The organism is Pseudomonas sp. 9.2(2024), assembly GCF_039695385.1.
GTDB classification, from domain to species: Bacteria; Pseudomonadota; Gammaproteobacteria; order Pseudomonadales; family Pseudomonadaceae; genus Aquipseudomonas; species Aquipseudomonas paraglycinae.
Map to the genome: position 1 here is coordinate 5,524,542 of NZ_CP155585.1, position 13,328 is coordinate 5,537,869.

General features: G+C 60.0%; 16 protein-coding genes and 4 tRNA genes. 10 read left to right on the forward strand and 10 right to left on the reverse strand.

Going from position 1 to position 13,328, the window contains the following annotated elements; translation table 11 throughout:
* Window positions 1–63 precede the first annotated feature (63 nt).
* Both ABFB52_RS24895 and ABFB52_RS24900 read right to left on the reverse strand, forming a co-directional pair.
* Window positions 64–420, reverse strand: a complete 357-nt coding sequence (locus tag ABFB52_RS24895; RefSeq protein ID WP_011335977.1) for a BON domain-containing protein — start codon at window positions 418–420, stop codon at window positions 64–66.
* A gap of 297 nt (window positions 421–717) precedes the next feature.
* Complete coding sequence (locus ABFB52_RS24900; RefSeq protein ID WP_085747737.1) at window positions 718–1,140, reverse strand: pilin; 423 nt, start codon at window positions 1,138–1,140, stop codon at window positions 718–720.
* A gap of 226 nt (window positions 1,141–1,366) precedes the next feature.
* Between ABFB52_RS24900 and pilB the strand changes: the two genes are divergently transcribed.
* The 5 genes from pilB to yacG are packed head-to-tail and all read left to right on the forward strand — an operon-like array spanning window position 1,367 to window position 5,978.
* Window positions 1,367–3,067 carry a type IV-A pilus assembly ATPase PilB gene (gene pilB, locus ABFB52_RS24905; RefSeq protein WP_085747736.1) on the forward strand — a complete coding sequence of 567 codons (1,701 nt, stop codon included), beginning with the start codon at window positions 1,367–1,369 and terminating at the stop codon, window positions 3,065–3,067.
* 2 nt (window positions 3,068–3,069) lie between these two features.
* Window positions 3,070–4,287, forward strand: a complete 1,218-nt coding sequence (locus tag ABFB52_RS24910) for a type II secretion system F family protein (protein ID WP_129972818.1) — start codon at window positions 3,070–3,072, stop codon at window positions 4,285–4,287.
* A 1-nt stretch (window position 4,288) separates the two neighbouring features.
* Window positions 4,289–5,161, forward strand: coding sequence for an A24 family peptidase (locus ABFB52_RS24915; protein ID WP_102686305.1), 873 nt, complete (start codon window positions 4,289–4,291; stop codon window positions 5,159–5,161).
* Window positions 5,158–5,781, forward strand: coding sequence for a dephospho-CoA kinase (gene coaE, locus ABFB52_RS24920; RefSeq protein ID WP_007959586.1), 624 nt, complete (start codon window positions 5,158–5,160; stop codon window positions 5,779–5,781). Before ABFB52_RS24915 ends, coaE begins: the two co-directional genes overlap by 4 nt.
* Window positions 5,778–5,978: a DNA gyrase inhibitor YacG gene (yacG, locus tag ABFB52_RS24925; protein ID WP_011335983.1), complete on the forward strand. Its 201-nt coding sequence runs from the start codon at window positions 5,778–5,780 to the stop codon at window positions 5,976–5,978. The genes coaE and yacG overlap by 4 nt, the downstream gene beginning before the upstream one ends.
* A gap of 6 nt (window positions 5,979–5,984) precedes the next feature.
* Here yacG and ABFB52_RS24930 read toward each other — a convergent pair whose 3' ends face one another.
* The 3 genes from ABFB52_RS24930 to ABFB52_RS24940 form a co-directional block, all read right to left on the reverse strand.
* A complete protein-coding gene (locus ABFB52_RS24930) occupies window positions 5,985–6,200 on the reverse strand; it encodes a hypothetical protein (RefSeq protein ID WP_129972817.1) in 216 nt (71 codons plus the stop codon).
* Between the two features lie 65 nt (window positions 6,201–6,265).
* On the reverse strand, window positions 6,266–6,955 hold the full coding sequence (locus ABFB52_RS24935; RefSeq protein WP_129972816.1) for an energy-coupling factor ABC transporter permease: 690 nt from the start codon (window positions 6,953–6,955) through the stop codon (window positions 6,266–6,268).
* Window positions 6,952–7,419 (reverse strand): FAD/FMN-containing dehydrogenase, encoded by a 468-nt coding sequence (locus ABFB52_RS24940; RefSeq protein WP_085689765.1) that lies wholly within the window; start codon window positions 7,417–7,419, stop codon window positions 6,952–6,954. Before ABFB52_RS24940 ends, ABFB52_RS24935 begins: the two co-directional genes overlap by 4 nt.
* A 130-nt stretch (window positions 7,420–7,549) precedes the next feature.
* On the opposite strand from ABFB52_RS24940, the gene ABFB52_RS24945 reads away from it, so the two are divergent.
* The 5 genes from ABFB52_RS24945 to ABFB52_RS24965 all read left to right on the forward strand — a co-directional run bounded on the left by ABFB52_RS24945 (window position 7,550) and on the right by ABFB52_RS24965 (window position 10,906).
* Window positions 7,550–8,176, forward strand: a complete 627-nt coding sequence (locus tag ABFB52_RS24945; protein ID WP_007959580.1) for a DUF1780 domain-containing protein — start codon at window positions 7,550–7,552, stop codon at window positions 8,174–8,176.
* On the forward strand, window positions 8,173–8,700 hold the full coding sequence (locus ABFB52_RS24950) for an MOSC domain-containing protein (protein WP_102686306.1): 528 nt from the start codon (window positions 8,173–8,175) through the stop codon (window positions 8,698–8,700). Before ABFB52_RS24945 ends, ABFB52_RS24950 begins: the two co-directional genes overlap by 4 nt.
* Window positions 8,701–8,751: 51 nt before the next feature.
* Entirely contained in the window at window positions 8,752–8,925 is a 174-nt protein-coding gene (locus ABFB52_RS24955) for a DUF3094 family protein (protein ID WP_003228304.1), read from the forward strand.
* Between the two features lie 63 nt (window positions 8,926–8,988).
* Window positions 8,989–10,287 (forward strand): NAD(P)/FAD-dependent oxidoreductase, encoded by a 1,299-nt coding sequence (locus tag ABFB52_RS24960; protein ID WP_064599500.1) that lies wholly within the window; start codon window positions 8,989–8,991, stop codon window positions 10,285–10,287.
* Window positions 10,288–10,498: 211 nt separating this feature from the next.
* Window positions 10,499–10,906 carry an EF-hand domain-containing protein gene (locus ABFB52_RS24965; RefSeq protein WP_129972815.1) on the forward strand — a complete coding sequence of 136 codons (408 nt, stop codon included), beginning with the start codon at window positions 10,499–10,501 and terminating at the stop codon, window positions 10,904–10,906.
* A gap of 71 nt (window positions 10,907–10,977) precedes the next feature.
* Here ABFB52_RS24965 and ABFB52_RS24970 read toward each other — a convergent pair whose 3' ends face one another.
* The 5 genes from ABFB52_RS24970 to ABFB52_RS24990 all read right to left on the reverse strand — a co-directional run bounded on the left by ABFB52_RS24970 (window position 10,978) and on the right by ABFB52_RS24990 (window position 13,180).
* The gene (locus tag ABFB52_RS24970; RefSeq protein WP_129972814.1) at window positions 10,978–12,603 is read right to left on the reverse strand and encodes a methyl-accepting chemotaxis protein; all 1,626 of its coding nucleotides are present in this window, start codon (window positions 12,601–12,603) and stop codon (window positions 10,978–10,980) included.
* 160 nt (window positions 12,604–12,763) lie between these two features.
* A tRNA-Pro gene (locus ABFB52_RS24975) sits at window positions 12,764–12,840 on the reverse strand.
* Window positions 12,841–12,937: 97 nt separating this feature from the next.
* Window positions 12,938–13,013, reverse strand: a tRNA-Lys gene (locus tag ABFB52_RS24980).
* 5 nt (window positions 13,014–13,018) lie between these two features.
* Window positions 13,019–13,095: transfer RNA gene (locus ABFB52_RS24985), tRNA-Pro, on the reverse strand.
* A 9-nt stretch (window positions 13,096–13,104) separates the two neighbouring features.
* Window positions 13,105–13,180 (reverse strand) — tRNA-Asn (locus ABFB52_RS24990).
* Between the last annotated feature and the right edge of the window lie 148 nt (window positions 13,181–13,328).

The window sequence follows — 13,328 nt, forward strand, 5'->3', positions numbered from 1 at the left end:
CGGCAGACGTATTGCTCGGCCCGCCTGTCGCGTCTTCTCCCGGTTCAGGCGAGAAGTCTTGCCTTACTCGGCTTTCAGGCCGTCAGCGGAGACCGCTTTCACGCCTTTGATTTTCTTGGTGATGTTCACTGCGGTGGTTTTCTGAGCCTCGGTGATAGCGACGTCAGAAGACAGGGAAACCACACCTTTGTTGGTTTCGACTTTGATGTCGGTACCAGGAATGCCTTTTTCGGTTACCAGGTCGCTTTTGACTTTGGTAGTGATCCAGGTATCGGAAGTAGCTTCTTTAGCCTTGGTGACTTCACCGGCAGCCAAAGTCATTGGAGCCTGAGTGGTCTGGGTCGATTGAGCAAATGCACCGGAAGCCATGGTCAGGGTCAGCGCGGTAGCAGCAGCGGCAGTGATAGCGAACTTCTTCATACGAGTAACTCCTGTTTTTCTGGAAAGTCTGCTGCGTGTCTTGTCAGCAGGGTTACCGTAGATATTGCGAACGTTGTGCCAACTTTTAAAATCTTAATAATTCCTTATAAATCAACAATTTAGAAACTATGAATATTTTCAGAATCATGCAAATTGCATGACCGGTGAAATATTTACATGCAAGTTGCGGCTTTTCGAAAAGTTCCTAAAGCACTGAAATTATTGAACCTTTTGCCAGGTAGTCGACATAACGAAAATGCCCCGCAGAGCGGGGCATCGTTCGGACTTCCAAATGGATCAGGTACCGCTTGCTGTACAGCCTTTAGGGGAGTAGTCCGGCGCAACGGTCGTTGCACACGACCAGCCGTTGGCAGCGGTTCGTGTGAGCGTGATGGTTTTGCCCACCACCGGTGCCGGCGCATTGGCCAGCGTACAAACGATGGTGCCCGCTCCATCTGCAGCTGTCCCCGAGGCGGTCAGTGCACAGTTGGAGGTGGTAGTGCCCGCATCGCCTTTAACGGCAGCCAGCGTGGGGTTCGTCCCTTGATTGATGATGTCTTCGAACGGCACTTTCATCGCCGAGATTTCGGCCAGCCCCGCCGTCACCTTCGACCGCGCCTGATATTTGGAGTACTGCGGCAGCGCCACAGTCGCGAGAATACCGATGATCGCCACAACGATCAGCAGCTCGATCAGAGTGAAACCTTGTTGTTTCTTCATAGACACGCTCCATGCATGAGTCGGAATCTCATGATCTGAACAGGAATCAGCACAGCCCGTGCCAAGCGCTCGCAGCCCCGGCCTGCTGGGCGTGAACCGGACATCGTGCCGATTCCTACAGCCCGTAACCGCACTATCTGACACTTTTTGTCACCTGCACCCCGGGTGTTTGGCGCTGTCACTTGACTAGGCTATAAGTCATGAACGGCAAGCACGTGGAAACCCCATGAATGACATCGCTCTGAGCGGTCTGGCCAAACAACTGGTCCAGGCCGAATTGCTCACGGAAAAGAGTGCCCAGCAGGCCTGGCAGCAGGCGCAGCGCAATCGCCTGTCGCTGGTCAGTTACCTGGTGCAGAACAAACTGGTGAAGAGCTGGCAGGTCGCCGAAATAGCCTCGGAGCATTTCGGCATGGCATTTCTCGACCTCAACTGTCTCGACAAGGAAACCCAGCCCAAGGGCCTGGTCAGTGAAAAACTGGTGCGCCAGCACCACGCCCTGCCCCTCTGGCGGCGCGGCAACAAACTGTTCGTGGGGATTTCCGACCCGAGCAATCACCAGGCGATCAATGACATTCAGTTCAGCACCGGGCTGAGCACCGAAGCCATTCTGGTCGAAGACGACAAACTCACCGACGCCATTGAAAAATTCTTCGACACCCACGCCACCGGCCTGGAGGAGATGGCCGATGTCGACCTCGACGGGCTGGACATCGAGTCGGCCGACGACAGCAGACAGGACACCCTCGGCGGAATCGACGCCGACGACGCTCCGGTGGTGCGCTTCGTGCACAAGATGCTGCTGGACGCGATCAAGAGCGGCTCGTCCGACCTGCACTTCGAGCCTTACGAAAAGAACTACCGGGTGCGGGTGCGCACCGACGGCATTCTGCGGGAGGTGGCCAAGCCGCCGATTCAGCTCGCCGGGCGCATTGCCGCGCGCCTGAAGGTCATGGCCAGCCTCGACATTTCAGAACGGCGCAAACCCCAGGACGGGCGGATCAAGATGCGTCTGTCGAAGAGCAAGTCGATCGATTTTCGGGTCAACACCCTGCCCACGCTCTGGGGCGAGAAAGTGGTGATGCGGATCCTCGACCCCTCCAGCGCCCAGATCGGCATCGATGCCCTCGGCTACGAGCCGGAACAGAAAGACCTGTACATGGCCGCCCTCAAGCAGCCCCAAGGCATGATTCTGGTAACCGGCCCCACGGGGTCCGGCAAAACCGTGTCGCTGTACACCGGGCTGAACATCCTCAATACCGTCGACATCAACATCTCCACCGCCGAAGATCCGGTGGAGATCAACATGGAAGGCATCAACCAGGTCAACGTCAATCCACGCCAAGGGTTGGACTTTGCCCAGGCCCTGCGCTCGTTCCTGCGTCAGGACCCGGACGTGATCATGGTCGGCGAGATCCGCGACCTCGAAACCGCCGAAATCGCGATCAAGGCCGCCCAGACCGGTCACCTCGTGCTGTCCACCCTGCACACCAACAGCGCAGCAGAGACCCTCACCCGCCTGCACAACATGGGCATCCCCGGCTTCAACATCGCGACCTCGGTGAGCCTGATCATTGCCCAGCGTCTGGCGCGAAAACTCTGCAGCCACTGCAAGAAACCCATCGAGATCCCCCGCGAAACCCTGATCAAGGAAGGTTTCCCCGAGGAACGCATCGGCCATTTCACGATCTATGAGCCCGCCGGTTGCGATCACTGCAACGGCGGGTACAAGGGTCGCGTGGGGATTTATGAAGTGGTGAAGAACACCCCCGAACTGCAACGGCTGATCATGGCCGAGGGCAACTCACTGGAAATCGATACCCAGATGCGCCGGGACGGCTTCAACGACCTGCGCACCTCGGGCCTGATCAAGGCCATGCAAGGCATCACCAGCCTTGAAGAAATCAACCGGGTCACCAAGGACTGAACATGGCGGTCAAGGCAGCGAAAATCAGCATCTACGCCTGGGAAGGTACGGACCGCAAAGGCAGCAAGGTGACCGGCGAGTTGAGTGGCCAGAACCCCGCACTGGTCAAGGCCCAGTTGCGCAAGCAAGGCATCAACCCCGGGAAGGTGCGCAAGAAATCCACCTCGTTGCTGAGCTTCGGCAAGCGCATCAAGGCCCAGGACATTGCCCTGTTCACCCGGCAAATGGCGACCATGATGAAGGCCGGCGTACCGCTGTTGCAGTCGTTCGACATCATTGGCGAAGGCTTCGAGAACCCGGCCATGCGCAAACTGGTCGACGAGGTGAAACAGGAAGTCGCCGCCGGCAACAGCTTCGCCGCCGCGCTGCGCAAGAAGCCTCAGTATTTTGACGAGTTGTACTGCAACCTGGTGGATGCCGGTGAACAGTCCGGCGCGCTCGACACCCTGCTGGAACGGGTCGCGACCTATAAGGAAAAGAGCGAAAGCCTCAAGGCCAAGATCAAGAAGGCCATGACCTACCCGTCGGCCGTGGTGCTGGTGGCGGCGGTGGTTACCGGGATTCTGCTGGTCAAGGTGGTGCCGCAGTTTCAGTCGGTGTTCTCTGGCTTCGGTGCCGAACTGCCAGCCTTTACGTTGATGGTGATCAGCCTGTCCGAATTCATGCAGCAATGGTGGTGGGCGATTCTTGGTCTGCTGGTGGCCGGTTTTTTCGGCACCCGCCATGCCCTGAAAAAATCCCAGGCCATGCGCGACCGGCGTGACGCCTGGTTTCTCAAGCTGCCGCTGGTGGGCACGCTGATGTACAAGTCCGCAGTGGCGCGGTTCGCCCGGACCCTGTCGACCACCTTCGCAGCCGGCGTGCCGTTGGTTGAAGCGCTGGACTCGGTGGCCGGGGCCACCGGCAACGTGGTGTTCAAGCGCGCCGTGCTGCGTATCCGTCAGGACGTTTCCACCGGCATGCAGCTGAATTTCTCGATGCGCTCCACCGGCATCTTCCCGAACATGGCGGTGCAGATGACCGCCATCGGCGAAGAGTCCGGCGCACTGGACGAGATGCTCGACAAGGTCGCGGGTTTCTACGAGGACGAAGTGGACAACATGGTCGACAACCTCACCAGCCTGATGGAGCCGTTCATCATGGTGGTGCTCGGGGTGATCGTCGGCGGTCTGGTGGTGGCGATGTACCTGCCGATCTTCCAACTCGGCTCAGCGATCTGACATGCCTATCGACGAACTCTTCAGTCTCTATCCACTGGCCTTTGTCTTCACCGCCCTGCTGCTGGGGCTGGTGGTCGGCAGTTTCCTCAATGTGTTGATCTGGCGCCTGCCGAAAATGCTCGAGCGTGAATGGCGCCAGCAGGCTCACGATGTTTTGGGGCTGCCCGTTGAAGCGCCGTTGCCCACTTACAACCTGATGCTGCCGCACTCGCAATGCCCGCACTGTGGCCACCGGATCCGCGCGTGGGAAAACATTCCGGTGTTGAGTTACGTGTTCCTGCGCGGGCGCTGCTCAAGTTGCAGCGCCCCGATCAGCAAGCGCTACCCGCTCACCGAACTGGTCTGCGGCCTGCTCTCGGCATTCATTGCCTGGCACCTGGGTTTCGGCTGGCCGGCGTGCCTGCTGATCGTGCTGACCTGGGGCCTGTTGGCCATGAGCCTGATCGACACCGAGCATCAGTTACTGCCCGACGTGCTGGTGCTGCCGCTGCTGTGGCTGGGTCTGATCGTCAACAGCTTCGAGCTGTTCGTAACGCTGCACGACGCCCTGTGGGGCGCGGTGCTGGGTTATATGGCGCTGTGGTCGGTGTTCTGGCTGTTCAAGCTGATCACCGGCAAGGACGGCATCGGTCACGGCGATTTCAAGCTGCTGGCGCTGCTTGGGGCCTGGGGCGGCTGGCAGATTTTGCCGCTGACCATCCTCTTGTCCTCGCTGGTGGGTGCCGTGCTAGGGGTGATTTTGCTCAAGCTGCGGGACCAGAAAACCTCGACGCCGATTCCCTTCGGCCCGTATCTGGCAATTGCCGGCTGGATTGCCTTGCTCTGGGGTGGTCAAATAACCGGCTTCTATTGGCAGTTTGTCGGTTTGAAATGAATACCCCTGTGGAAAAACCCTGGATTCTCGGCCTGACCGGCGGCATCGGCAGCGGCAAAAGCGCTGCCGCCCAGCACTTCATCGATCTTGGCATCCACGTGGTGGACGCCGACCACGCGGCGCGCTGGGTGGTCGAACCGGGCCGTCCGGCGCTGGCGAAGATCGCCGAACACTTCGGCCCCGATGTGTTGCAGGCCGACGGCACGCTGGATCGTGCGGCCCTGCGCAAACTTATCTTTGAGGTGCCGGAGCAACGGCGCTGGCTCGAAGCGCTGCTGCATCCGCTGATCGCCGAGGAAATCGCCCATCATCTGGCGCTGGCACAATCGCCTTACGCGATTCTGGTCTCGCCGCTGCTCATCGAATCAGGGCAATACGCGATGACTCAGCGAATCCTGGTGATCGACGCCCCGCAACAACTGCAGATCGAACGCACCTTGCAGCGTGACCAGACCAGCGAACAGCAGGTTCAGGCGATCCTCAAGGCCCAGTCCAGCCGCGAAGACCGCGTCAGCCGTGCCGACGACGTGGTGGTCAACGACCGCGACCTCGCCTGGCTGCACAGCGAGGTCGAGCGCCTGCATCACTTTTACCTGACTTTATCCGGAGGCCAATCATGAGCCAGACCCCAACCGTCAACTGCCCGACTTGCGGCGCGCCCGTGGAATTCACCCCGGAAAACAAATACCGTCCGTTCTGCTCGGACCGCTGCAAACTGATCGACCTCGGCGCCTGGGCGTCGGAAGAGCACAAGATTCCGGTGGCCCCGGATGCCGAGGACGAACTGTTTTCCGGCGATTTCGACCCGCGTCACTGATCCTGCTCAGAGCCGCATGAAGCTGTAGTCCTGATCGTCGTCGAGGTTTTCCGCCAGAAAACGCAACTCGTCGGCCAGGTCTTCGGCATTGCGCACCGCCTTGCTCTGCTGCACCACCGCACTGAGCAAGGCGCGCAGGCTCAGGCCCGGATCGAATCCCACCTCCTGCGCCATCTCCAGACTCTGCCGGGTTTCCTGCCTCGCCCACTCGTACACACTCATGCCGCTGCTCCTGAAGGGATTTGGCCGAGCATGAAATGCCGCGCGCTGGGTGGATTTGATGTGGATCAAGACTTGGGATCGTCGTCCTTCCACGGCGCCGAAAGGTAGCGTGTGCGGTTGAAGGTCTCCAGCCATTCCGGGCAGAACACCACCAAGGCACTGACCACCATGCCGTTGATGAAGGCTTCGGGAAAAATCAGCAACCACAGGTAACCGATGAAATCTTCCAGCCATTCCGGCATGGCAAAGAGGCCGTCGTACCAGAGCAACGTCAGGCTCAGCGTCAGGCAGAACAACGCCGACAGCGCCGCGGCGAAAAAGCCGGAACAGAAGATGTACACGAACGGATTGCGCGGCTGGGCGCGCTCGACCAGGATTGCCACGCATTCGGTGATCAGCACCGGCAACAGGATCAGCAAGGCGCCATTGACCCCGACGGCCACCAGGTCCTGACGCCCCAACAGCACCAGTCCCAGTTGCGCCACCAGTCCGCCGACGATCGCCAGCGGCCAGTCCAGCAGCAGCGTCACAGCCGTCATGCCGATGAAGTGGTAGGACACGCCGGTGTCGAAATCCCTGCGCACCAGCCACAGCAGAAACAACGCGAACACCGTGCCGAACAGCAAATGCTGACGGCGGTTATCGCTGAACAGCTCGACCCACGGTGCGCGGACAATCGCCCAGAGCAGCACCGGCAGGTAAATCAACCATCCCAGCAGCAGGCTCGCAGACGACAGCAGCTCGGCGCCGATCATGGGCGAGCCTGCTCCAGCGCCTCACGTAGTTCAGCCGCCTGGGTGTATTCGTGCCGGGCCAGCAAACGCCCGTCCTTGAGCTGCAGCCAGAGCACCGCGCCTTCGGCCCCGGGGTAGCGCGAGGCCACGCGACTTTCGCGATCAAGCAACACTCGATAGCTGTAGTCACGCATCGCCGGAACGGCGAACATCTTCGCGATCAGCGCCGGCATGCGCTGGATATCGGCGACAAACACCGCATGCCGCGCCTCCAGATAGCCCTTGGGCTGATCGGCCATGGCTTGCTTGAGCAGTTTCGCACCGTCCATGTCACGCGCCACCAACAGCGTCGTAGTGCGGTCATCGAGAGTAAACGGCTGATCGTACTGGTCCAGCAGCGTCCAGGGTGCCAGTCGCTCACCTATTTCCAGCGCATGGGCCCATAGCGGAACGACAGCGAACAATAACAGCCAGCGAAATTTCACATTCAGCCCCTTTCATTCGACGTTAATACACGGTGCCCTCAGTCTACACCGCCCCTCCCGACTGCCCACTGATGCACTTTGCCGCGCGAACGCTTTCTGCTTGTCGCAATTGAACGCTAAGCTAGGGCCTATGGATGACTCAGATTATTTACGCCTGCTGACCATCGCGGCCGAGCAAGCCAACGCATTCCTGTCCAATGCCCGCAAATGGGAGCGTGAGCGTTGGGTCTGCCAGCGCCTGCTGCAAGGCTTGAACATTCCTTATCGTGCCGACGAATTCGCGCCCGCCGGTGAGCCGCCGGACGTTTTGTTTCGCGACGCCAATTTCGAGGTGTTTTTCGTCCTCGACGAGGGCCGTCGGCTCAACGACGAATGGCGCGATGAGCTGCAACGTCGGCGCAGTGCGTTTTCCCTCAGCCAACTGGTGCGCCGTGAAGCCAAGCCACGGCGGATTCCGGCCAATGAATTTCTGCTGAGACTGGCGCCGACCTTGCGCAAGAAAGCGCACAACTACAAGGAACGCGGCATGGATCTCGGCGAGCTGGACATCATTGCCTTCGCCAGCCTCAAACGCGAAGTGCTCGACCTCAACAGCCATTTTCCGCCGCCCACCGAATATTTGCGTCAGGGCTGGCGTTCGCTGTCGCTGGTCGGGCCGACCTTTGCCCGGGTGTTGTTCGCCCATCCCGATGCCCCGGACTTTCTGCGCGGTAACCTGGGGCGCAGCATCGTGTTCGATGTCGGGATCAGCCTGTGACGCCACTTCAACAATTGATTGCCGATGTTCCGCAGACCGGATGCGTGCGCTGGATTGGCGTGCGCCCCGAGTCACGGGGGCCGATGCTTGCGCTCGATGCGGTGGAGGCGCGGCTTGAAGCCGGGCTCACTGGCGATCACGCTCGTCCCGGGGTGCGCAATGCGCGGCAGGTGACGCTGATTCAGTGGGAGCATCTGGCCGTGATCAGCGCCCTGATGGGCCGGTCGGCCGAACAACCGGTCACGCCTGAAGATCTGCGGCGCAATCTCGTTATAAGCGGGATCAACCTGTTCAGCCTCAAGGGGCGGCGCTTTCGCATTGGTCAGGCGATTTTCGAAACCACGGGCTGGTGCCAGCCGTGTGCGCGCCTGCAAAACAACCTTGGCCCCGGAACATTCCAGGCCGTGCGCGGGCATGGCGGAATCACCGCGCGAGTGTTACAAAGCGGGATCATTCGCCTCGGGGACAGTGTGTCTGTCGAACCGGTCCCGGACAGTGGCTATGCTGCGTTCAATCCCGGTTGAAAACCGCTGTAGCGTGTTCTCATTCAGTAACGTCTACCTGACGAGGCCTTTATGACCAGCCGCCTGAACCCCGAAGACCAGAAGCATGTCGAAGAGTACCTGCAGTTGTCCCAACACCGTGTCGAGCGCCGGCCATTCCGGCCGTGGATGCTCCTGGTGCTGGTGCTGGCAGTGACTATTGGTCTGGGCCTGTTGAGCCGACTTATCAGTTACCTGACGCTATGAGCTGCATCGCGCTCGCTCGGGTAGCCGTACCGATTTCCTTTCAAAACCTTGCGAGCTATCCCTATGTCCCATCGTATTGTCATTGTCGGCGGCGGCGCCGGCGGTCTGGAGTTGGCTACCCGTCTGGGTAAGACTCTGGGCAAACGCGGCACCGCCAGCATCATGCTGGTTGACGCGAACCTCACGCACATCTGGAAACCGCTGTTGCACGAAGTGGCCGCCGGATCGCTGAACTCTTCCGAAGACGAACTCAACTATGTCGCCCAGGCCAAATGGAACCACTTCGAGTTCCAGCTGGGGCGCATGAGCGGGCTCGATCGTGAGCAGAAGAAGATCCAGCTGGCTGCCACCTACGACGAAAACGGCGTTGAGCTGGTTCCGGCGCGGGAAGTGCCCTATGACTCGCTGGTGATCGCGGTCGGCAGCACCACCAACGATTTCGGCACCCAGGGCGCCGCGCAACACTGCCTGTTCCTCGACACCCGCAAACAGGCCGAGCGCTTCCACCAGCAACTGCTCAATCACTATCTGCGTGCTCACGCCGGGCAGACCGATGTGGTCCAGCAGATCAGCGTGGCCATCGTTGGCGCCGGCGCCACGGGTGTCGAACTGGCGGCCGAGCTGCACAACGCCGCCCATGAACTGGCGGCTTACGGTCTGGACCGAATCAAACCGGAAAACATGCACATCACCCTGATCGAAGCCGGGCCACGGGTGCTGCCAGCCCTGCCTGAGCGCATCAGCGGGCCGGTGCACAAGACTCTGGAGAAACTCGGGGTCAACGTGATGACCAACGCGTCGGTCAGTCAGGTCACCGCCGACAGCCTGATCACCGCCGATGGCAACGAGATCAAGGCCAGTCTGAAAGTCTGGGCCGCCGGGATCCGCGCACCGGGTTTCCTCAAGGACATCGACGGTCTGGAAACCAACCGCATCAATCAGCTGCAAGTGCTGCCGACGCTGCAGACCACCCGCGACGAAAACATTTTCGCCTTCGGTGACTGCGCCGCCTGCCCGCAACCGGGCTCGGATCGCAACGTTCCACCTCGGGCCCAGGCCGCGCATCAACAGGCCTCGCTGCTGGCCAAGTCGCTGAAACTGCGCATCGAAGGCAAGACCCTGCCGGAGTACAAGTACACCGACTACGGCTCGCTGATTTCGCTGTCGCGTTTTTCGGCGGTGGGTAACCTGATGGGCAACCTGACCGGCAGCGTGATGCTTGAGGGCTGGCTGGCGCGGATGTTTTACGTGTCGCTGTACCGCATGCACCAGATGGCGCTGTACGGGCCGTTCCGCACGGCGATGCTGATGCTGGGCAGCAAGATCGGACGCGGCACCGAGCCACGCCTGAAGCTGCACTGATGTAATAACACCGTGGGGGCGGGCTCGCCCTCACGGTGTTTTGTCTTCTACTGTATCTGCCCCCTGCTTTCCCCACCTTCGCTTACAAACGTCCCGCTCCTCGACACAGACGCGATACACCGCCACCGCTTAATGGCCACACCCGAGCACAACTGCTCCGGCTTGATCGCCCTTAACGTGTGGTTGCGCAGTGCAACCGAAGGAGAATGCAATGTCCCGTACTTCGAAAATCGGCAAAAACTCCCTTGGCCTGCTCGGTGCCGTACTGGCCGGCGGCCTGATGCTGTCCGGCTCGGTGTTCGCCGCGCAACCGCTGGCCCAGGGCTACATGGTTGCCTCGGCTGAAACCTCGGTGAAAACCCCGGAAGGCAAATGCGGTGAAGGCAAATGCGGCGATGCGTCGATGGCCAAGACCGACACCGATGGCGACGGCAAGGTCTCGCGCGCCGAGTTCCTGAAGGTCGCGCCGAAGTCCGACTTCGACAAGATCGACACCAACCACGACGGCTTCATCGACAAGCAAGAGGCGTACAACAACGTCAAGGCCAATTTCGAAGCCAATGGCAAGAAAATGCCGAAAGGCCTGTTCGAACACCTGAAAGACCAGGATGGTGCCTGATTTTCAGCCTGCCCGACAAAACAAGCCGCGCGATCTCTGACGAGAAGCGCGGCTTTTTCACGCCTGCACGATTACAGCTGGAAGCGTCGCACCATGCCCTGCAAGGCGTTGGCCAGTTGCGATAGTTCATGGCTGGATGCGTTGGTTTGATCGGCACCCGCCGCCGAGCGCACCGACAGATCGCGAATGTTCACCAGATTGCGATCCACTTCCCGCGCCACCTGCGCCTGCTCTTCGGCGGCGCTGGCGATTACCAGATTGCGTTCGTGGATTTCGTGGACCGAGGCTGTGATCGTCTGCAACGCTTCACCGGCCCGCTCGGCCAGCACCAGGGTGGTGGCGGCGCGCGAGGCACTGGCCTGCATCGACTCCAACGCCAGGCTCGAACCGCTGCGCATGCCCTGCACCATCTGCTCGATTTCCTGGGTCGATTGCTGCGTGCGATAAGCCAGCGCCCGGACTTCATCGGCAACTACCGCAAATCCGCGCCCGCTCTCCCCGGCCCGCGCGGCTTCGATGGCTGCGTTGAGCGCCAACAGGTTGGTCTGTTCGGCGATCGCTCGGATCACGTCCAGCACTTTGCCGATGTTTTGCGACTGATTGGCCAGCGATTGCACCAGTTCGCCGGTGTGCTCGACTTCGCTGGCCAGGGCGTTGATGGCCCCAGCAGTTTCGCTGACCCGTTCCTGGCCCAACTGTGCCGACTCGCTGGACTGGCGGGTAGCGTCAGACGTCGACACCGCATTGCGGGCAACTTCCTCGACCGCCGTGGTCATCTCGTTGACGGCGGTGGCGGCCTGTTCGATCTCGTTGTTCTGCTGTTGCAGCCCTTGCGTGCTGTCGTGGGTCACCGCGCTCAGTTCGTCGGAAGCAGTCGCCAGTTGCGTGGCCGAGCCGCTGATGCCCTGCAGGGTTTCGCGCAGGTTCTGCTGCATGGTCGCCAACGCCTTGAGCAAGCGGCTGACTTCATCATTGCCGTGGGTTTCGATCGGACGGGTCAGATCGCCTCTGGCGACGTGCTCGGCAGCGTCGACGGCGGCGCTCAAGGGGCGAACGATGCTACGGGTCAGCAACATGGCCAGGGCCACGGTTGCCAACGCCGCCAGAGCGATGAACAAGGTCACGATGGTGCGCGAGGTTTCGTAGTGGGCGGCAGAGTTCTGGCTTTCGGCGGCGACCTGGCGGGCGAACAGATCGGCCAGATCGTTGAGTTGCTTACCGGAGCCGTCGACCACGGTTTTCATGTCGACCAGCAGCAGCTTGGTCAGCTCATCGCGCTTGCCTTGCTCCGCGAGGGTGAACGACTGGGCGATGCCGGTGCGGTAGGCGGCGAAGGTTTTCTTGAACTGATCGTATAACTGCTGGCCTTCCGGGGTGGTCACCAGCCGGTCGTAGGCGGCGATTTTCTCGCTCAGTTCCTTGTCGCGGGTGTCCATCTGGCTGCGGTAGGTGGCGATGTTGGCCGGATCCTGATCCAGCGCCATGCGCAGGGAAATGGTGCGAATGCGCAACATGATTTCGCGGATCTCGTCGCCGCCGCGAATGCTCGGCAGCCACTGCGTCTCTACCGCCACTTCGCTGTCGCGGATGCTCGACATCTGCCCCAGCGCAAACACCCCGAGCAACGCCACGAGCACCGCAATCAGGGCAAAGCTCAGGGCGGCACGGGGAGCAATATTCAACTGACGAAGCAACATGACGAACGCCCTTTTTCTTGTATTGGCAGAATTCAGGAGCGCTTGATGCGGCAGGCCCCTTTCGTTAGCGGGCTATCGGCAAGTTGTATGACGACTTGAATGAAACATTTCCGCAGGGCAAAAAAAATCCCCGTATCTTTCGATACGAGGATTTTTAATATGGTCGGGGTAGGGGGATTCGAACTCCCGACATCCTGCTCCCAAAGCAGGCGCGCTACCGGACTGCGCTATACCCCGGTAAAAAAAAGGCGACCTTTCAAAGATCGCCTTCTTCGATCAGCGCTTTTGGCTTCTGATCTTAAGATTCGATCCCAGTATTACCTGGTTTCAAAAATGGTGGGTCGTGTGGGATTCGAACCTACGACCAATTGGTTAAAAGCCAACTGCTCTACCAACTGAGCTAACGACCCAAAAATGGTCGGGGTAAGGGGATTCGAACTCCTGACATCCTGCTCCCAAAGCAGGCGCGCTACCGGACTGCGCTATACCCCGGTTTGAAATTGGCTCCGTGACCAGGACTCGAACCTGGGACCCAATGATTAACAGTCATTTGCTCTACCGACTGAGCTATCACGGAACTACATATTTCAATTTACAACGGTGAAACTTGCAGCTTCTCGACATCGTTTTCGCATCGCTGCGTTCGTGTGTCTGAGGCGCGCTATTCTACAACCTAGAACACCTCTGTCAACCCCCTAAATTGCTTTCAAGTTAATGATTTGCAA